This window comes from Actinosynnema sp. CA-299493, assembly GCF_050946825.1.
GTDB lineage: Bacteria > Actinomycetota > Actinomycetes > Mycobacteriales > Pseudonocardiaceae > Actinosynnema.
Genome location: NZ_CP191993.1, coordinates 5,763,467 through 5,781,879 on the forward strand (window position 1 = coordinate 5,763,467; position 18,413 = coordinate 5,781,879).

17 protein-coding genes are annotated in these 18,413 nt (G+C 72.4%); 6 read left to right on the top strand and 11 right to left on the bottom strand.

Annotation, left to right across the window (positions count from 1 at the left end; translation table 11 throughout):
- The 4 genes from egtB to ACQPYE_RS24090 all read right to left on the bottom strand — a co-directional run bounded on the left by egtB (position 1) and on the right by ACQPYE_RS24090 (position 5,410).
- The gene (egtB, locus tag ACQPYE_RS24075; RefSeq protein WP_498714647.1) at positions 1-1,314 is read right to left on the bottom strand and encodes an ergothioneine biosynthesis protein EgtB; all 1,314 of its coding nucleotides are present in this window, start codon (positions 1,312-1,314) and stop codon (positions 1-3) included.
- Entirely contained in the window at positions 1,311-2,504 is a 1,194-nt protein-coding gene (locus ACQPYE_RS24080; RefSeq protein ID WP_498714648.1) for a glutamate-cysteine ligase family protein, read from the bottom strand. Before ACQPYE_RS24080 ends, egtB begins: the two co-directional genes overlap by 4 nt.
- A gap of 289 nt (positions 2,505-2,793) precedes the next feature.
- Positions 2,794-4,854 carry a PQQ-dependent sugar dehydrogenase gene (locus ACQPYE_RS24085; RefSeq protein WP_498714649.1) on the bottom strand — a complete coding sequence of 687 codons (2,061 nt, stop codon included), beginning with the start codon at positions 4,852-4,854 and terminating at the stop codon, positions 2,794-2,796.
- A gap of 10 nt (positions 4,855-4,864) precedes the next feature.
- The gene (locus tag ACQPYE_RS24090; protein WP_498714650.1) at positions 4,865-5,410 is read right to left on the bottom strand and encodes a Scr1 family TA system antitoxin-like transcriptional regulator; all 546 of its coding nucleotides are present in this window, start codon (positions 5,408-5,410) and stop codon (positions 4,865-4,867) included.
- 126 nt (positions 5,411-5,536) lie between these two features.
- On the opposite strand from ACQPYE_RS24090, the gene ACQPYE_RS24095 reads away from it, so the two are divergent.
- On the top strand, positions 5,537-6,130 hold the full coding sequence (locus tag ACQPYE_RS24095) for a TetR/AcrR family transcriptional regulator (protein ID WP_498714651.1): 594 nt from the start codon (positions 5,537-5,539) through the stop codon (positions 6,128-6,130).
- Between the two features lie 233 nt (positions 6,131-6,363).
- Positions 6,364-6,831: an acyl-CoA thioesterase gene (locus ACQPYE_RS24100; RefSeq protein ID WP_498714652.1), complete on the top strand. Its 468-nt coding sequence runs from the start codon at positions 6,364-6,366 to the stop codon at positions 6,829-6,831.
- On the opposite strand, the gene ACQPYE_RS24105 is transcribed toward ACQPYE_RS24100, so the two are convergent.
- Entirely contained in the window at positions 6,803-7,861 is a 1,059-nt protein-coding gene (locus ACQPYE_RS24105; RefSeq protein WP_498714653.1) for a TetR/AcrR family transcriptional regulator, read from the bottom strand. The two genes, ACQPYE_RS24100 and ACQPYE_RS24105, sit on opposite strands and share 29 nt — an antisense overlap.
- A gap of 91 nt (positions 7,862-7,952) precedes the next feature.
- Between ACQPYE_RS24105 and ACQPYE_RS24110 the strand changes: the two genes are divergently transcribed.
- Positions 7,953-9,128, top strand: a complete 1,176-nt coding sequence (locus tag ACQPYE_RS24110; RefSeq protein WP_498722974.1) for a cytochrome P450 family protein — start codon at positions 7,953-7,955, stop codon at positions 9,126-9,128.
- Positions 9,129-9,260: 132 nt separating this feature from the next.
- The gene (locus tag ACQPYE_RS24115; RefSeq protein ID WP_498714654.1) at positions 9,261-10,559 is read left to right on the top strand and encodes a cytochrome P450; all 1,299 of its coding nucleotides are present in this window, start codon (positions 9,261-9,263) and stop codon (positions 10,557-10,559) included.
- Positions 10,560-10,642: 83 nt separating this feature from the next.
- Here the strand turns inward: ACQPYE_RS24115 and ACQPYE_RS24120 are convergent, their stop codons facing one another.
- Positions 10,643-11,047, bottom strand: coding sequence for a winged helix-turn-helix transcriptional regulator (locus ACQPYE_RS24120; RefSeq protein ID WP_498714655.1), 405 nt, complete (start codon positions 11,045-11,047; stop codon positions 10,643-10,645).
- Between the two features lie 98 nt (positions 11,048-11,145).
- Between ACQPYE_RS24120 and ACQPYE_RS24125 the strand changes: the two genes are divergently transcribed.
- Entirely contained in the window at positions 11,146-11,982 is an 837-nt protein-coding gene (locus ACQPYE_RS24125) for an NAD(P)H-binding protein (RefSeq protein WP_498714656.1), read from the top strand.
- Between the two features lie 66 nt (positions 11,983-12,048).
- Here the strand turns inward: ACQPYE_RS24125 and ACQPYE_RS24130 are convergent, their stop codons facing one another.
- Positions 12,049-13,524, bottom strand: a complete 1,476-nt coding sequence (locus tag ACQPYE_RS24130) for a peptide MFS transporter (protein ID WP_498714657.1) — start codon at positions 13,522-13,524, stop codon at positions 12,049-12,051.
- Between the two features lie 178 nt (positions 13,525-13,702).
- Between ACQPYE_RS24130 and ACQPYE_RS24135 the strand changes: the two genes are divergently transcribed.
- On the top strand, positions 13,703-14,236 hold the full coding sequence (locus tag ACQPYE_RS24135) for a TIGR03086 family metal-binding protein (RefSeq protein WP_498714658.1): 534 nt from the start codon (positions 13,703-13,705) through the stop codon (positions 14,234-14,236).
- A 381-nt stretch (positions 14,237-14,617) separates the two neighbouring features.
- Here the strand turns inward: ACQPYE_RS24135 and ACQPYE_RS24140 are convergent, their stop codons facing one another.
- The 4 genes from ACQPYE_RS24140 to ACQPYE_RS24155 form a co-directional block, all read right to left on the bottom strand.
- Complete coding sequence (locus tag ACQPYE_RS24140; RefSeq protein WP_498714659.1) at positions 14,618-15,133, bottom strand: DUF4262 domain-containing protein; 516 nt, start codon at positions 15,131-15,133, stop codon at positions 14,618-14,620.
- Between the two features lie 156 nt (positions 15,134-15,289).
- Positions 15,290-16,042 (bottom strand): YebC/PmpR family DNA-binding transcriptional regulator, encoded by a 753-nt coding sequence (locus ACQPYE_RS24145; RefSeq protein ID WP_498714660.1) that lies wholly within the window; start codon positions 16,040-16,042, stop codon positions 15,290-15,292.
- 18 nt (positions 16,043-16,060) lie between these two features.
- Positions 16,061-16,666 (bottom strand): pyridoxal 5'-phosphate synthase glutaminase subunit PdxT, encoded by a 606-nt coding sequence (gene pdxT / locus ACQPYE_RS24150; protein ID WP_498714661.1) that lies wholly within the window; start codon positions 16,664-16,666, stop codon positions 16,061-16,063.
- Positions 16,667-17,119: 453 nt separating this feature from the next.
- Positions 17,120-18,376, bottom strand: a complete 1,257-nt coding sequence (locus ACQPYE_RS24155) for a trans-sulfuration enzyme family protein (RefSeq protein WP_498714662.1) — start codon at positions 18,374-18,376, stop codon at positions 17,120-17,122.
- Between the last annotated feature and the right edge of the window lie 37 nt (positions 18,377-18,413).

Below are 18,413 nucleotides of genomic sequence, written 5' to 3' on the forward strand. Positions count from 1 at the left end.
TCAGGTCAGTTCGTCCCGTGAGGCGTCCCGCGCGCAGCGGAAGCCGGCGAAGATCTGCCGCCGGATCGGGTAGTCCCAGTTCCGGAACGTCGAGCGCACCGCGGACTGGTCGCTGCCGAACGACCCGCCCCGCAGCACCTTGTAGTCCGGCCCGAAGAACACCTGGGAGTACTCCGCGTACGGGAACACCTCGAACCCGGTGTAGCCGTGGAAGTCGGAGCTGGTCCACTCCCACACGTCACCGATGAGCTGGTGCACGCCCAACGCCGACGCGCCCGCCGGGTACGCTCCGACCGGCGCGGGCGTCAGGTGCCGCTGGTTCAGGTTCGCGTGCGCCTCCGTCGGCTCCTCGTCGCCCCACGGGTAGCGGCGGGACCGGCCGGTCGCCGGGTCGAAGCGGGCCGCCTTCTCCCACTCCACCTCGGTGGGCAGCCGCTTGCCCGCCCACTTCGCGTACGCCTCGGCCTCGTGGTAGCAGACGTGCACGACCGGCTGGTCGGGCTCGATCGGCTCCGTGCGGCCGAACGCGGTGCGGTACCACTGGTCACCCACCCGTTCCCAGAACCGGGGCGCGACCAGCGGCGCCTTGCGCACGTGCGCCCAACCGGCCTCGCTCCACCACCTCGGGTCGCGGTAGCCGCCGTCGGCGATGAACGCCGCGTACGCGCCGTTCGTCACCGGCGTGGTGTCGATGAAGAACGGCTCGGTGACCACCTGGTGCGCGGGCCGCTCGTTGTCCAGCGCCCACGCCTCGGTGGACGTGCCCATGGTGAATGGCCCACCGGGCACCAGCACCTCGGCCGGACCGACCGGGCCGCCACGCGGCGGCCTCGGCGCGTCCAGCACCGGGTCGCCGACGCGCAGCTGGTGCGTGGCCAGCATGGTCTCGTCGTGCTGCTGCTCGTGCTGCACGATCATGCCGAACGCGAACCCGCCGTCGACCAGCCGGTGGCCTTCCAGCGGGGTGCGCTCAAGCACGTCGAACACCTTGTCGCGGACCTCGCCGACGTACTTGCGCGCCTCGGCCGGACCGAGCAGCGGCAGTTCCGGCCGGGCCGACCTGGCGTGCTTGAACGCGTCGTACAGCTCGTCGATGTCCGCCCGGACCGGCTCACGGCCACCCACGTCGCGGACCAGCCACAGCTCTTCCTGGTTGCCGATGTGCGCGAGGTCCCACACCAGCGGCGACATCAACTTGGAGTGCTGGCGGACGAGGTCGTGGTCGTCCACCGCGTCGGTCAGCAGCCTGCTGCGGTCACGCGCCCTGGTGAGCTGGGCGGCGACCTGGTCGCGAAGGTTCTCGGTGCTGGTCATGAACGGCGCCCTCCGGTCTTCTCAGCGAGCGTGCGGTGCAGCTCTTCGGCGATCGCATCGGTCTGGCCGACCGACAGGTCGGTGTCGGACAGCGCGGCGCAGCCCAGGTCGACCACGTCGCGCGCCGCGCGGGCGAGCACCGGGTCGGCCAGGCCGTAGCGCGCGGCGGCGAGCCAGCGGTTCGCGGCGCCCTCGGTCGCCGCGAGCACCTCGTCCGCGAACTTCGACGTGCTGAACAACGCCGCCATCAGCACGACCGGCGGCAGCCACTGGCCGTGCGGCGGCGAGTCCAGGTAGCGGATCTCCAGGTACCCCCGCGGGCGGACCGGCGGGAACTGGAGGGTGAGGTGGTAGTCGAGGTCGTCGGTCGTCGGCGGGCGGTCGAGCGCTCCCGCGATCCAGTCGGCGAACGTCAACGGGTGCGGCGGCAACCAGTTCGGTCCCGGTCTGCGCACCGCGATGACCGGTGTGTCGAGCACGCGCTTGGCCCACGCGTCGGCCGGGTTCGCGCACACCGCCGCCTGCCGGGTGCGCACCGGGTCGGTGGCGTAGAGGGTGCGCATCCTCGCGCTGGCCCAGTCCGTCCGCCGGCCGTTCACCCCCGGCGAGTTGGCGAACAGCGCGGTGACGACCGGTCCGAGGGCGTGCACCGCGGCCCAGCGCTTGGGCAGGTCGACGGCCAGCCCGAAGTCCAGGCAGACCTGGAGGCCCGCGGTGCTGCACATCATCGTGATGCCCTCGGGCCCGATCGGGGCGAAGGCGTGCTCCATCGCCGCGTAGCGCGGGACCTGGAGCATCCGGCGCGGCGGGCGGAACGGGTCGGCGCCGTGCTGACCGAGCCGGAGTCCGGCCGGTTCGAGCAGGCTGTGGAGGTGGTCGATGTCCGCCGCGACGGTCTTGAGCAGATCCGTGAGCGAATCCCGCGGCGGTGTCGAGATCTCGACCTGGCCACCCGGTTCCACGGTCAGCGGGGTGCCCGAGGGCAGTGGGCGCTGAGGGCTGTCGGGGACGAGGGTCGGTGGTGCGTGCCCGCCGAGCGCGGCCGCGAGGATCTTCGCGTCGAGCGGTCGGCTGGGATCTTCGACGTGGTGGACGGTCCATTCCAGTTCGACTCCGAGCAGCCTCGGAGGCCCGTGCTTGAAGCAGACCGAGGCGACGTAGGCCTCGGCCTCCGCTCTATCGCGGAACACCGCCGGGGAGGGCCCCGGAGCCGGTGCGTTACGGACAGCAGTCACTTGTGGCACTCCCCGTGATCAAAATCTCGTCCGTTCGACGCTACACGCAGGCACCGACACTCGCAGCTATGGAAACCGTTGCGGATCAACGACATGTCGGGTGGTGTGAGCGGGGCTGACGGCCGGTCGGGTGGCGGGTGGCTGCGTTCCGGTGGCCTCCCGACTGCTCCGAGTGGACGCTTCCCGGTGCGCGAACGGACAATCCGGGCGCGGCGTGAACACCTCGTGGCAACCGGGTGACCGCTCAGGAACCCGGGTACCCGACGTCCACGCGCAGCACGCGGTCGTTGCCGACCTCCTCGTCCAGGTCCCACGTCGTCGTCACCCAGAGGTCGCCCCCGGAGTCCACCTCGACCGTCCTGAGCCGCCCGTACTCGCCCTGGAAGTAGACCGACTCCTCGACCAGCTCCGAACCCTCGACGCGCAGCCGGTACAACCGCTTGCCGACGGTGGTGCCGACGAACAGGTAGTCGTTGACGATCGCCAACCCGCTCGGGCCGCCCGCCGTCGTCGGCCACATCCGCTTCGGCGGGATGCTGCCCTCGCAGTACCCCTGCGTGCCCTCGCAGCCGGGCCAGCCGTAGTTCCCGCCGCGCTGGATCAGGTTGAGCTCGTCCAGCGAGTTGTTGCCGAACTCCGTCGCCCACAGCCTGCCCTGCGAGTCGAAGTCGAGGCCCTGCACGTTGCGGTGCCCGTAGCTCCAGATCGCCTTGCCCGGGAACGGGTTGTCCCCCGGGATCGAGCCGTCCGGGTAGATGCGCAGGATCTTGCCCGCGTCGGTGTCCAGGTTCTGCCCGTGGCTGCCGTTCTGCGCGTCGCCGGTGGAGACGAACAGGTACCGGCCGTCCGGGCTGAACCGCAGCCGGCCGCCGTTGTGGTAGCGGTTCTTCGGCACGCCGTCCAGGATCGTGGTCCAGCCGGTGAGCGTCTCGCCGATCAGCCTGGCGCGCACGACCTGGTTGCCGGCCGACGTCGTGTGGTAGATGAACACGTGGTGGTCGGTGGCGAACGTGGGCGACAGCTCGATGCCCAGCACGCCGCCCTCGCCGTCGGTGCCCTGCGCGCCCGGCACCCGGCCGACGTCGGTCCGCGTGCCGTCCGGCGCGAGGCGGTAGAGGGTGAACCGCTCCCGTTCGGACACCAGTGCCGTGCCGTCGGGCAGGAACGCCAGCCCCCACGGCACGTCGGTGCCCTCGCGCACCGTCGTCACCGCGCCGGGCCTCGGCTCGCCCGGCGGCGCCACTCCGCCGGGCGCGACGATCACCTCGTCGCCGAACGCCGAGAGGTTGCCCGCCGCGTCACGCGCCCGCACGGCGAACCGGTACCCGGTGCCGGTGCTCAGGCCGGTGACCGTGGTGGACGGGCCGTCGGTCGTGCCCACCTGAGTGCCGTCGCGGTGCACCACGTACCCGGTGACGCCGACGTTGTCGGTGGAGGCCTCCCACGCCAGCGACACGCTGGTCGGCGACTTTCCGGTGGGGCGCAGGCCGCCCGGCGCGGTGGGCGGCTCGTCGTCCGGCGGCGGGGCGTCGGTGCGCACGACGACGTTGTTGCTGGCCTGCGAGACGTTGGGCGCGGCGTCGCGGGCGAACACCGTCCAGTCGTACGCCGTGTCGGGGCGCAGGCCCGCGACGGTGGCGGACAGGGTCGTGCCGGGCACGCTCGTCATGAGCTGGCCGTGCTGGTAGACGTCGTAGCCGACCACGCCGACGTCGTCCGCCGCCGCGTCCCACGCGAGCGACACGCTGGTCCGGGACCGGTCCGTGACGCGCAGGTCGCGCGGCGGGGTGGGTGGCTCGGTGTCGGTGTCGTCCACCGCGAGGCGGTCGGCGTTCGGGCCGCCGTCCCCGGTGGTGGCGGTGGCGCGGACCCGGTTCACGCCCGCCCGCAACCGCACGGACGTGGTGACGTCGCGCCACGTGGACCACCCGCCGGTGCCGGGGAAGGAGACGACGCCCGCCCGAGCGCCGTTCACGGTCAGCGCGAGCGGGCGGTCGGCGTCGGTCCCGTTGGCGTAGCGGAAGACCAGCGCGTGCGCGCCCGTCCGGGCCGCGCTCACGGCGTACTCGACGTAGCCGCCGAACGCGTTGTCGTAGTCGACGTACCCGGTGCCGGTGAACCCGGCGTGCTCGGTCTCCACCGCGCCGCGCGAGATGGTCGCGGCCTCGGACTGGTGGTCGGCGAGCCCCTGCGCGGCGCCGGAGGCGGTGAGGAGGCACAGCGCCGTCGCGGCGGTCACCGCGGCGACCGCGAACCTCCGTCGCGGCGCGTGCGCCGGACGCGGGGCCAGTGCGTGCGATCCCATGGGTGTCCCCTCACCGGCTCCGGTAGCGCGCGGCCTGGCGGCCGAACTCCGCCCGCGAGGACGGCACGTCCAGGGCGATCCGGTCCAGCACCTTCACCGGGCGCCGTCCCTCGGGCAGGGCGAACGACGACCGCAGCGCGCCGACGTGGCCGGCCGCGAACGGCACCAGTCGGACCGGCGCGCCGGCCCCGCCCGCCAGCGCGTCCAACTGGTCGGCCATCACCGCCTCGTCGCCGACGCGGACGTGCAACGCGGCCTCGTGCACGAAGAAGCTCGCGGCGGTGTGCGGCGGCCGGTCGACGCCGGAGCCGTCGTCGCCGAGGGCTTGGGCGTACGCGGGGGTGCGCAGCGGTTCCGGGACGCACAACGCCTCGTAGACCACCACGGCGCGGTCCGGCCGACCGTCGCCGACGTCGCCGGGCCGTCGGCCGACGAGCCTGATCAGATCGATCAAGTCCGGGCCGTGCCGACTGCGGTCCACCGTGGACGGTCGGTTCGACCAGCCCAAACCCGGCACCAGCTTCAGCGGCGGACGACTGTCCTCACCTGCGGTCACGGTGCGCCACCGTAGTGACGGTGACCTGGGGTTTCGAGCCGAGACGTCGAAGTACACCCCAAAGTGGACGAGGCAAGCCGTACGTACTGATTGGATTTCGTCACGCGGCCCTGACAACATCGACAGGTGCCCAGGGTGAGCCAGGACCACCTCGATGCCCGTCGCCGTCAGATCCTCGACGGCGCTCGTGCGTGTTTCGCGCGTTTCGGCTACGAAGGCGCGACCGTGCGCCGCCTGGAAGAGGCTACCGGCCTGTCCAGGGGCGCCATCTTCCACCACTTCCGGGACAAGGAGTCGCTGTTCCTCGCGCTCGCCGAGGACGACGCGCTGCGCATGGCGGAGGTCGTCGCCCGCCAGGGCCTCGTGCAGGTGATGCGCGACCTGCTGTACCCGCCGGACCCCAATGACGTCGAGCACCCGGCGGACTGGCTCGGCACGCGGCTGGAGGTGTCGCGGCGGCTGCGCACCGACCAGGAGTTCCGGGCCAGGTGGGCGGAGCGCTCGCGGCAGCTGACCGACGCGACCCGGCAGCGGCTGGAGCGCCAGCGCGAGGCCGGGAACCTGCGCGACGACGTGGACGTGGACGTGCTGACGTCGTTCCTGGAGCTGGTGCTGGAGGGCCTGGTGTCGCACCTGGCCATGGGCCTGCCTGCGGACGACCTCGAACCCGTGCTGGACCTGGTGGAGGAGAGCGTCCGGCGGCACCGCCGCAAGGGCTGATGGCCCGGTGCCCCTGGGCCGCGGGTCTCGCCCGGTCGACGAGGTGGTGGCCGTGGTGCCGCTCGCCCTCTCGCGCGGCGGGTCGACCGTGAGGTCCGGCGCGGTGCCCACCGCGGGGTCGCCGACGTCGGTGATCCTGCTGGTCGCGGCGGGCCGACTGGTCGGCGCGCCACTCGGAGCAGCCACCGCTAGGCCGACGCGCACCGGCCGGGTGACCCCATAGGATCGCCGACATGGCTGACGCCCGACCTGCCCACGTGCACCGGGTGCGGGTGCGCCCGGTCGACTGCGACCGCCAGGGGATCGTGCACGCGTCGCGCTACGCGGTCTTCTTCGAGGCCGCCATGGTGGAGACGCTGCGGTCGTTGCTGGGCTCCTACAAGGAGCTGGAGAAGCACGGCGTCGACTTCGTGCTGGCCGAGACCTCCATCCGCTACCTCCACCCGGCCGGGTTCGACGACCTGCTGCGCATCGCGGTCCGGGTGCGGACGTTGGGCACCACCACGTTGACCATGGGGTTCGACGCGGACGTCGACGGCACGCCGGTGGCCACCGGCTGGAACCGGTACGTCTCCTTCGGCACGCCCGAACTGCGCAGCACCCCGATCCCGGCCGAGTTCCGCGAAGTCCTGGAACGCCGCCCGGCCGCCAGGTCCGCGAGCAGGCCCGCGACTAGGTCCGCGCCCGCGCCCCGGAGCTGACCGCGTGACCCGCGCCTGACCCCTCGGCGCGCGCCACCACCCGGCCGCCCTCGACGCGGATCGCGGTCTCGGTCTCGTCGCTGACCGACGGCACGCCCGCCGCGCCCGCCAACGCGCCGGTCTCGTCGCACACCACCCGCAGCCGCGGCCACGCCGCGACCGGGAACGCCTGCCGCAGGTTCACGCACAACCGCGTCGGCACCAGCCGCGCCAACGGGGCCAGCTCCCCCGGCGTGCCGGTCACCATCGCGAGGGTCACCCGGCCGTCGGTGGCCCGCACCGCCTCCTCCACGGCGGCCAGCCGGTTCAGCCCCAGCACGACCACCACGCCGTCCTCGTCCGGCGTCACCTCCGCGCCGGGCACGAGGTCCACGACGGCCGGCGGCGCCCACGGCCGGTCCTCCGGGAGCACCGCCGCGCCGGGGGGCGCCGCCCACCAGTCGTTCAGCTCCAGACCCGCGAGCCGCTCGCACGCGCTGACCACGTCGAACGGCTCCAGGAAGCCGGGCGCGGCGGTGGCGAGGCCGCTCGCGCCGTGCAGGGTGGCGAGCACGACCTCGGCGAGGCGGACCACCCGGACCGGTGGCGAGCCGGGCGGCGGCGCGGCCGGGTCGAGCGCTTCCAGGGCGAGGCTGAGCAGCACCGCGTCCAGCTTCATCAGCTGCGTGAACGGCCGGCGCGTCACCTCCTCGGCGGCCACCTCGGGCAGGAAGTCCCGCGCCAGCGCGTCGTGGTCGAGCGAGGTGACCCACGCGCGGGCCAGCGCGCCGAGCGCCGCCCGCCGGTCCGAGCCGCGGTGCGGGTTGGCCGGAACCGTCGCGCGTTCCGCCAGGTCGGCCAGCACCGCGAAGTACAGGGCGCGCTTGCCGGGGAAGTTCGAGTACACGGCACCCCTGGTCAGCTCGGCGCGCTGGGCGATCGCGTCGACCTTGGCGTCCCGGAAACCGCGTTCGGCGAACTCCGCGCGGGCCGCGTCCAGCACCCGCGCCCGGTTGCGCTCCTGCGCCTCCGCCCTGCTCAGCCGCACCATCACGCTCCCCGTTTGCCAAGCGTCGTGCGACCAAGATACCGTGACCATTCAGATGATGAGAACATCTGATCTGAACATTCGGAGGTTGGACTTGACGATCGTGCCCGACATCGACCCCGCGAGGCCCGAGGTGCTGCTCGACCCGTTCACCGCCTACGGCGAGGCCCGCGAGCGCTGCCCGGTGGCGCGCATGCCGCTGCCCGGCATGGGTGACATGTGGGTCCTCACCCGGCACGAGGACGCCAAGGCGATGCTCGCCGACCCGCGCTTCGAGCTGAGCCCCCACAGCTTCATGGGCCTGCCCGGCATCCCCGAGCACTGCAAGCCCTACCTGCGCACGATGTCCGAGATGAACGGGCCCGAGCACCTCCGGCTGCGCAAGCTGGCCGCGCCCGCGTTCACCGCGCGTCGGGCGGAGGGCTTCCGGGCGCGGATCGAGGCGATCGTGGACGCGCTGCTCGACGCCCTGCCGGACGGCGACACCGTGGACCTCATGGAGCACTTCGCCCGGCCGCTGCCGATGGACGTGATCTGCGAGCTGGTCGGCATCCCCGCCGAGAACCGGACCCGGTGGCGCGAGTACGGCGCGGCCGTGGTGAGCGGTTACGGACCGGGGTTCATCGCGGCGATCCCGGGGATCGTCGAAGGCGCGCTGGAGGCCGTGGAACTGCGCCGGACCTCACCGGGCGACGACCTGATCTCCCAGCTGCTCCGGGCGCGGGACGAGGACGGCGACCGCTTCACGGACGCGGAGCTGGTCACGCTGGTCTGGCAGCTGGTGATCGCCGGGCAGACGCCGAGCAACCTCATCGTCAACGCCCTCGAAGCGCTGCTCACCCACCCCGACCAGCTCGCCGCGCTGCGGGCGGACCCGGGCTCGATGCCGCGCGCGGTGGAGGAGCTGACGCGGTGGGTCGGCCCGCAACTGCTCACCGTGCCCAGGTTCGCCAAGGAGGAGGTCTCCTTCGGCGACGTGGTGATCGGCAAGGGCGAGCCGGTGATGACGGCGATCGTGTCCGCCAACCGCGACCCCCGGGTCTACGCCTCCCCGGACGAGCTGGACGTCACGCGCACGCCCTCGACCGGCCACCTCGGTTACTCGCACGGGGCGCACTTCTGCCTCGGGGCCGCGTTCGCCCGGGTGCAGACGCAGGTGGCGCTCTCGGCCGTGCTGCGGCGGTTCCCGGACCTGACGTTGGCGGAGGCGCCGCAGCGGACGCCGGACGGCGGCACGTGGCGGCTGGCGTCGCTGGTGGTCAGGCGCTGAGGTCGGCGCGTCGCTCCGGTGAGCCGGCCGACGGTCGACTTGCCGACGCCGGCGGGACCGAGGAGCCACAACGCGCGGGAGCGTGGTTCGGCCGGGCTTGAACCTTTCTCGCGTCCAGGCCACCGTGGTGGCATGCCGTCCACGGTGAAGAACGCGACGTTGCTGTTCCTGGGGCGCACCGTCGTCCGGGCGCAGGCCCTCCTCGGTGATCCCGCCGCCCGGCTGCTCGGGGAGAACCCGACCAGCGACCCCTACCCGGTGTACGAGTCGGTGCGCCGGCAGGGCGTGCTGGTGAAGACGAGGATGGGGCTCTACCTCACCGCCTCGCACGAGCTGTGCTCGCGGTTGTTGCGCGACCCCGGTTTCGGGCCGCTGTCCGCCGGCGCGCTGTCGCCGGTGGACTCGTCGGTCGAGCTCGACGGCCGACGCCTGGTGAACCCGGTCGAGGAGTCGTTCCTGGTGCGCAACCCGCCCGACCACACGCGACTGCGACGGCTGGTCGCGCCCTGGTTCACCCCGCGCGGGCTGCGCGCGCAGGCGGCGACCGTGGAACGGGTGGTCGACGAGTACCTGGACGAGGTGGCGGACCGGCGCACGTTCGACCTCGTCGGCGACTTCGCGGCCAGGGTGCCGATCCAGGTGATCGCCGACCTGCTCGGCGTGCCCGGCGCGGACCACGCGACGTTCGCCCGGTGGGGCAGCGCGCTGGTCAACGCGCTCGACGGCGTGCGCGACATGCGCGAGATGCGGGCGTTGCAGAAGGCGTTGCGGGAGTTCGAGGCGTTCCTGGACGACCTGATCGCGCACCGGCGGCGGCGCCCCGGCGGTGACGACATCGTGTCCGCGCTGGTCGCGCACGACGACCTGACCCGCGAAGACCTGATCGCCACGACGGAACTGCTGCTGGTGGCCGGGTTCGAGACCACGGTCAACCTGATCGGCAACTCGGTGCTGGAGGTGTTGGGGCACCCCGAGGTCCGGGAGCGGCTGCTCGCCGACCCCGGTCACGCCGACGCCGTGGTGGAGGAGACGCTGCGCCACGACCCGCCGGTGCAGTACACGGTGCGGGTGCCGTTCGAGACGACCGAGGTCGCGGGCACGCGGCTGCCGAAGGGGACGCCGATCATGCTGATGCTGGCGGCGGCCAACCGCGACCCGGCGGTGTTCGCCGATCCGCACCGGTTCGACCCCGGCCGCGCGGACGTGCGGGAGCACCTGGCGTTCTCGTCCGGCATCCACTACTGCCTCGGCGCCGGACTGGCCCGGATGGAGGGTGCGGCGGCCCTGCGCGGCCTGTTCCGCCGGTTCCCGGACCTGAGGGCGGCGGGCCGGGTGCAGCGCCGTCCGTCGCGCGTCATCAGGGGCGCGGCGAGGCTTCCCGTCACCACGGGCACGGAAAAACGCCACCTGATCGCGCAAAACATCAGCTGAGCCTCAGGAATGTGGTGCATGCTGGTACTCGCGCGACGACCCGCCGCACCGCCGCCGCGGCGGGTCGTCGCGTCCTTTCCGCACTAGTGCGGATTTTTCCGGCCACCCACGTGTTCTCCGGCGTCGTGCTCCCGCCGGGCCCGCTCGACCTTCTCCAGGTTCACCGCGGACCACTCGGCCAGGTGTGCGAACAACGGCGCGAGGCTGCGCCCGAGCTCGCTGATCTCGTACTCCACGCGAGGCGGCACTTCGGCGTGGTACGTGCGGACCACGAGCCCGTCGCGTTCCAGCTGCCGAAGTCGCTGCGTGAGCACCTTGGGCGTGATCGTGCCGATGCGGCGTGACAGCTCCACGAACCGCTGCCGCCCGAACTCGTTGAGCGCCCACAGGATCGGCGTCGTCCAGCGGCTGAACACGAGGTCCACCACCGGCGCGATCGGGCAGGCCTGCTCCGGGGAGAGCGCCGCCCGAGGTGTGCCACTGGTCACGAAAAGCCCTCTCCGCCGATACTTTCCCCTAGGTACCTACTATATCCAGGACAGTAGCTTCCCCCGAGTACGCAGGACGCGAACGACGGGGAGTGGACATGATCGTGGTGACCGGGGCGACCGGGAACGTCGGCGGGGCGCTGGTGCGGGTGCTCGTCGAGGCGGGTGAGCAGGTGACCGCCGTGTCACGCGGGGTCTCGGCGCGGGAGCTGCCCCAGGGCGTGCGCCACGTGCGGGCGGACCTGGTGGAACCGGCGGGGTTGGCGCCCGCGTTCGACGGCGCCGGTTCGTTGTTCCTGCTGACGTCGGGTGACTGGATGTCGACCGGTGGCGACGGGGCCGTGGTGGAGGACGTGCTCGACCGCGCGCGGGCCGGTGGTGTCCGGCGGGTCGTGCTGCTGTCCTCGCAGGGCGTGGAGACGCTGCGCCACTCCCCCGACCTGGAGGACGCCGTCAAGCGGTCGGGGCTGGAGTGGACCGTGCTGCGGCCCGGCGCGTTCGACTCCAACGCCTTCGCCTGGGCCGCGACGATCCGCGAGCGGCGGGTGGCCGCGGCGCCGTTCGCGGACGTGGCGCTGCCCGCCGTCGACCCGGACGACATCGCCGCCGTCGCGGCGGTGACGTTGCGGGAGGCGGGCCACGACAGCCGCACGTACGTGCTGACCGGGCCGGCGGCCGTCACGCCCCGGCAGCAGGTCGCGGCGATCGGGGACGCGCTGGGCGAGCCGGTCCGGTTCGTCGAGCAGACCCGCGAGGAGGCACGGGCGCAGCTGCTGCGGTTCATGCCCGAGCGGGTCGCGGACGCCACGCTCGACGTCCTCGGCACGCCGACCGCCGACGAGCAGCGGGCGCGCCCGGACGTCGACCGGGTCCTCGGCCGCCCGGCCGGCTCCTTCGCCGACTGGGCCGTGCGCAACGCGGCGGCGTTCGAGTAGCCGCGGCCGTTCGGGTGACCGTTCGGCGAGGGGCGTGCGCCGCACCCCTCGCCGAACGGCGTCAGGTCAGTCCACGCCCCGCATCAAGCGGTGGATGGACTTCGTCGCGACGGCCAGCGCGACACCGAGGCCGATCGCCACCGCGCCCAGCACGCCGAAGTACGCCACGGCGTTCTCGTCGCTGTAGAACCGGACCACGATCGCGCCCACACCCGAGCCGGCCGCCGTGGCCAGGAACCACAGGCCCATGGTCTGCGAGGCGAACGCGCGCGGCGCGAGCTTCGTCGTCACCGACAGGCCCACCGGCGACAGCAGCAACTCACCGCACGTCATGACCAGGTACATCAGCACCAGCCACAGGAAGCTCACCCGCACCGACGGGTCACCCTGGCTGACGACCATCATCAGCAGGAACGACAAGCCGACCAGCAGCAGCGCGTAGGCGAACTTGCGCGGCGTCGCGGGCTGGCGCTTGGCCAGCTTCACCCACAGCAGCGCGAACAGCGGGGCCACCGCGATGATCATCACCGGGTTGATCGACTGGATGAACGACGGCGGGAACTCAAGGCCGAGGAACGAGTTCTCGACCCTGGTGTCGGCGAACGCGGCGATCACCGTCGCGCTCTGCTCGAACAGCAACCAGAACATCGCCGCCGCGATGAACAGCGGGATGTAGGCGATCACGCGCGACCGCTCCACCGGCGTGGTGCGCGGACTGCGGATCATCACGGTGAAGTAGCCGATCGGCAGCAGCACCGACAGCAGGCTGATCAGGTTGATCACGCCCTCGGCGCCGAGCACCCCGAGCACGACCAGCAACGCGACCACGGCCACCGCGCCGAGTGCCGCGGCCACGATCCGGCCGATCACCCGGACGCGTTCCCCGGCGGGCAGCGGGAACGGCGGCGTGGCGGCCGAGTCGCCGAGACCGCGCTGCCCGAGCCGGTAGACGACCAGGCCCAGCGCCATGCCGACCGCCGCCGCGCCGAAGCCGAGGTGCCAGTCGTAGGTCTCGCCGAGGAACCCGCACACCAGCGGCGCGAGGAAGCCGCCGAGGTTGATGCCCATGTAGAAGATCGTGAAGCCGGAGTCGCGGCGCGGGTCCTGCCGGTCGTACAGGCCGCCGACCACCGTGGAGATGTTCGGCTTGAGCAGGCCGGTGCCGAGCACGATCAGGACGAGGCCGGTGTAGACGCCCGCCACGCCGATCGGCAGCGCGAGCGCGACGTGCCCGAACATGATCAGCACACCGCCGTAGAACACCGCGCGCCGGCCGCCGAGCACCCGGTCGGCCAGCCAGCCGCCCGCGACGCCGGACATGTAGACCGACGCGCCGTAGATGGCGACCAGCGACAACGCGAAGCTCTTGTCGAGCCCGAGGGCGCCTTCGGCGGTGGACCGGTACAGGTAGTAGGCGAGGATCGCCTTCATCCCGTAGTAGGAGAAGCGCTCCCACAGCTCGGTGAAGAACAGCGTCGACAGTCCTCGGGGGTGACCGAAGAAGCCCCGCTGCGGGGTGGAGACGGCGCTCGTGGCGCTCACTGGGTCCTCCTGTGTCAACGATGTCACCGTCGGCGTACCGGGTCACGTTACGCCGAACGGGGGTAAGCGCCGAAACCGTGATACGCCCGAGTGGTCTACCGCACAGCCTCGGGGTGCGCTCCGGGTCAACGTTTGGTGCACTCGTGGGGTGGATCTGATCGAGGCTCACGGACGCGCGATGACGGAGTTCGACTCGCGGGTGCGCCAGGTGCGCCCCGAGCAGTGGGAGTGGGGCACCCCGTGCGCGGAGTGGTCGGTCCACGACCTGGTCAACCACCTGGTGCACGAGCAGCTGTGGGCGCCGGAACTGCTGGCCGGCTGCACGGTCGAGCAGGTGGGCGACCGGTTCGAGGGCGACCAGCTCGGCAGCGACCCGCTGCACTCGTGGGTGCTGGCGGCGGCTGCCGCGCGTGAGGCGTGGATCGCGCCGAAAGCGCTGCTCAAGCCGGTGCACCTGAGCTACGGCAAGGCCACGGCGGTCGACTACGGCTGGCAGATGACGTCCGACCTGGCCGTGCACGCCTGGGACCTGGCGCGCGCGATCGGCGCGGACGAGCGGATCGACCCCGACCTCGCCGAGACGGTGCTGGAGCACCTGGAGCCGAACGCGCGGGCGTGGGCGGCGAGCGGATTGTTCGACCCGCCGGTGCCGGTGCCCGACGACGCGGACCCGCAGACCAGGCTGGTCGCGCTGCTCGGCCGGACCCCGTAGCCGTCGTGACGGCTGTCCGGGTGACGGCGGTCGTCTCGGACGGCTGTCCGCGCAGCGACTGCCACCGTGGGGAAGAGCCCATCGGAGGCTCTTCCCCACGGCCCATTCCCTGGTCACGGGCGGGGCCCCCGTGACCAAGCCCGGTCGCGCACGCCCCGTCCCGCGCAGTTCCCCCGACTGCGCCGGACGGGGCGCACCTCCCCCTCGCGGTGTGCGCGGCCCCCGACATCTCGGCGCACAGGTCAGTGATAGCCCTCGGGCGTTGTCAGCGGTCGGTGGGCGATGCCTTGACAACACTTCCCGGACAACGACGTCGGGCCCCACCGCGTGGTGCGGCGGGGCCCGGACGGTGTCGAACGGTGGTGGTGGAACCCGGTCGGGTCAGGGGCCGTTGACCCCCGGCTCCCAGCTCTCCGGCCGGCCGCTCTCGGTCAGCAGCAGCTGCCAGTCGCCGAAGCCCATCGGCGCGTCGTGGTGCCACGGGAACTTGCCGTCCGCGGTCGGCAGGATGATCTGGAGCGCGGCGAAGTCGCCCTTGCCGTAGAGCAGGAACGCGCTGCCGAAGAACTCCGGGTAGAAGCCCTTGAAGACGCGCTCGAACGTGACCGGCACGCCGCCGAGGAAGTCGTAGTAGAGCCGACCGGGCACGAACCGCTCGCCACGCCTGGCGCGGTCGACGTAGGCGCGGATGAGCACCTGCGCGTGCTCGGGCGGCAGGCCGAGCACCACGGCCTCGGCCACGCCGAAGCGACGCCACGCGCCGACGGAGAACGAGTAGCCGGCGCCTTCGCCGTCCTCCGGCACGGTGACGACGGCGTGGCCGTGCTGCTCGGCCTGCGTCAACAGCCAGTTGCGCAGGTTGATGTCCTGGACCGAGGGGGCGGAGGGGTTCGACACCCGGCCATTGTGCCCGTTGCCCACGTCAACCCCGCATAAGCGCGGCCACGACGTGCCCCGGACGGACGACAGCCCCTGCGGGCGGACGGCGGCTCCGGACGGACGACCGCCCCGCGTCGACGCTGCCGACGCGGGGCGTTGAGCCGGAAATCCGGTTCAGTCGACCTCGGCCATCACCTCGTCGGAGACGTCGAAGTTCGCGAACACGTTCTGCACGTCGTCGCAGTCCTCGAGCGCGTCGATCAGCTTGAAGATCTTCCGCGCGCCCTCGGCCTCCAACTGCACGGTCACCGACGGCAGGAAGTTCGCCTCCGCCGACTCGTAGTCGTACCCGCCGTCCTGGAGGGCCTTGCGCACCGCGACCAGGTCACCGGCCTCGGACACGACCTCGAAGCTCTCGCCCAGGTCGTTGACCTCCTCGGCGCCCGCGTCGAGCACCGCCATCAGCACGTCGTCCTCGGACAGCCCGTCGCCCTTCGGCACGATCACCACGCCCTTGCGGGTGAACATGTAGGACACCGAGCCCGGGTCGGCCATCGAGCCGCCGTTGCGGCTCATAGCGGTGCGCACCTCGGACGCGGCCCGGTTGCGGTTGTCGGTCAGGCACTCGACCAGCACCGCCACGCCGTTGGGGCCGTAGCCCTCGTACATGATGGTCTGCCAGTCCGCGCCGCCCGCCTCCTCGCCGCCGCCGCGCTTGCGCGCGCGCTCGATGTTGTCCAGCGGCACGGAGTTCTTCCGCGCCTTCTGGATGGCGTCGTACAGGGTCGGGTTGCCGTCGGGATCACCACCGCCAGTCCGGGCCGCCACCTCGATGTTCTTGATCAGCCGCGCGAAGAGCTTGCCGCGCTTGGCGTCGATTGCGGCCTTCTTGTGCTTGGTGGTCGCCCACTTCGAGTGGCCGCTCATCTGTCCTCCGTCGAATACTCAGCCCGCCGCACGGACCATGTCCACGAAAAGGCGGTGCACCCGCCCGTCGCCGGTCAGTTCCGGGTGGAACGAGGTGGCGAGCACGTGCCCCTGCCGAACCGCGACGATCCTACCGGCGGCCTCTCCGGCGTCTTCCGTTTCGGGCACCCGGGCGAGCACTTCCACGTCCGATCCCGCCGATTCCACCCACGGGGCGCGGATGAACACGGCGTGCACCTCTCCCACATCGGTGAAGTCGAGTTCGGCCTCGAAGGAATCGACCTGCCTGCCGAACGCGTTGCGCCGCACCACGATGTCGAGCCCGCCGAGCTGGTGCTGGTCGGGCCGCCCGTCCAGGACGCGGTCGGCCAGCAGGATCATCCCGGCGCACGAGCCGTAGGCGGGCATGCCCTCCTCGATCCGGGCGCGCAGGGGTTCGAGCAGGTCGAACGTGGCGAGCAGCCGGCTGATGGTCGTCGACTCGCCGCCGGGCAGCACCACGCCGTCGACCTCGGCCAACTCCTCGGGCCGGCGGATCGGGCGGGCGAGCACGTCGGCCTCGGCCAACGCGACGAGGTGCTCACGGACGTCGCCCTGGAGGGCGAGGACACCGACGACGGACACGGCTGGATTTCCTCCTAGGTGAACTGCCACCAGCCTAGGTGACCGGGCCGGACGGGTGCTCGTGGCACCCGTCCGGCCGTTCGGTCGTCCCGCGACGCGCCAGTCGCGCACCGCGACCCGTTCGGCGGCCTGGTAGGCCGTCGAACGACGGGCTGTGGCGGCTCGCCCGCACCTCGGAGAATGGTCCGGCGAGCACAGGGGAAGCCGGGACGCGCGCCGACCGCCGGTTCCGATCGACCGCGGGACGCGGCGGACGGGAATGGCGATCGGTCGATTGGAAAAACGAATCGCGGCGGGCGATCCGGCGTCCGGCGCTTTCACCGGCTTCTCGGCATGGCCTTCGACCGGGACGCGCGGTGGCCTGTTGTAGCAGGTCCGGCAGCCGAACAGCCCGATTGGGGCACTCGACGGCGGCCGACTGCGCGCGCACTGTCACACCATGACGACGAAATGTTAGTGGCTCGCGGCCGGCTGCCGGAAATCGCTTGAGGAAGACTTGATGTAATCCTCTTCACAATGGCCGGAAAGGGCCTGGCCCGTCCCTCGGCCGTACCCGGAGAGGGCGCGGTCGAGGTCGGCCCAGATGTCCTCGACGTCTTCCAGGCCGACGCTGAGGCGCAGGAGGTCGGCCGGCACGCCGGACGCCTCGCGGGCGGTGTCCGGCACCAGTCGGTGCGTGAGCGCGGCGGGGTGCTCGATGAGCGTGTCGACGGAGCCGAGGCTCACCGCGGGCGTGACCAGTTCGAGCCGGCGCACGACCTCGGTCGGGTCCTCGCGGGTGGTGAACGCGAGCATCGCGCCCGGACCGCGCAGCTGCGTGCCGAGCAGACCGGCCGGGTCGGCGCCGGGCAGGCTCGGGTGCCGGACCAGACCGGTGCCGGGGTGGGCGGCGAGCCGCGCGGCCAGGTCGGTCGCGCTGCGCTGGGCCGCTTCGACGCGCAGCGGCAGCGTGGCCAGGCCGCGGTGCATGAGGTAGCCGCCCAGCGGGTGCAGCACCGCGCCGGTGATGATCCGGACCTGGCGCAACGGCCCCGCGTGCGCCTCGGCGCACGCCACCACGCCACCGAGCACGTCGCCGTGCCCACCGAGGTACTTGGTGCCGGAGTGCAGCACGTAGGTGGCGCCGAGGGCGGCCGGGTTCTGGAGCACGGGTGTGGCGAACGTGTTGTCGACCATCACCGGGACATCACCCGACCGGGCGACCACGGCGGCGATGTCGAGCAGGTCCAGGTTGGGGTTGGCCGGTGTCTCGATGACGACCAGGCCGGTCTGCGGGGTGATCGCGTCGGCGACCTGGTCGACCGACGCGTAGGTGGTGCGCACGCCGAGCAGGCCGGAGGACAGCAGGTGGTCGGTGCCGCCGTAGATGGGGCGCACGGCGACCACGTGCGGTTTGCCGGTCAGCACGCACGCCGCCTGCACCACCGCGGTCACCGCGGCCATGCCGCTGCCGAACGCCACGGCGGCCGACGTGCCCTCCAGCGCGGCCAAGGCCTGCTCGAACCGGGCCACGGTCGGGTTGTGCAGCCGGGAGTAGACCGGCGAGGCGGCGTGCGCCGCGCCCTCGGCGAGGTGTTGCAGCGCGTGGCCGCCCTCGGCCTGGTCGGGGATCGGGTAGGTGGTGGACAGGTCGATCGGCAGGGCGTGCACGCCCAGGTCGGCGAGATCGTCGCGCCCACCGTGCACCGCCATCGTTCGCAACCGGGTCATGCCCGGATCTTGGACTTCTCGTCGGTGAACGGGGCAC

Excerpts from the sequence above, each read along its gene's own strand:
- egtB (WP_498714647.1), bottom strand. The coding sequence starts at position 1,314 with ATGACCAGCACCGAGAACCTTCGCGACCAGGTCGCCGCCCAGCTCACC.
- ACQPYE_RS24085 (WP_498714649.1), bottom strand. The coding sequence starts at position 4,854 with ATGGGATCGCACGCACTGGCCCCGCGTCCGGCGCACGCGCCGCGACGG.
- ACQPYE_RS24100 (WP_498714652.1), top strand. The coding sequence starts at position 6,364 with ATGGCTGACGCCCGACCTGCCCACGTGCACCGGGTGCGGGTGCGCCCG.
- ACQPYE_RS24105 (WP_498714653.1), bottom strand. The coding sequence starts at position 7,861 with ATGGTGCGGCTGAGCAGGGCGGAGGCGCAGGAGCGCAACCGGGCGCGG.
- ACQPYE_RS24115 (WP_498714654.1), top strand. The coding sequence starts at position 9,261 with ATGCCGTCCACGGTGAAGAACGCGACGTTGCTGTTCCTGGGGCGCACC.
- ACQPYE_RS24125 (WP_498714656.1), top strand. The coding sequence starts at position 11,146 with ATGATCGTGGTGACCGGGGCGACCGGGAACGTCGGCGGGGCGCTGGTG.
- ACQPYE_RS24135 (WP_498714658.1), top strand. The coding sequence starts at position 13,703 with ATGACGGAGTTCGACTCGCGGGTGCGCCAGGTGCGCCCCGAGCAGTGG.
- ACQPYE_RS24145 (WP_498714660.1), bottom strand. The coding sequence starts at position 16,042 with ATGAGCGGCCACTCGAAGTGGGCGACCACCAAGCACAAGAAGGCCGCA.
- ACQPYE_RS24155 (WP_498714662.1), bottom strand. The coding sequence starts at position 18,376 with ATGACCCGGTTGCGAACGATGGCGGTGCACGGTGGGCGCGACGATCTC.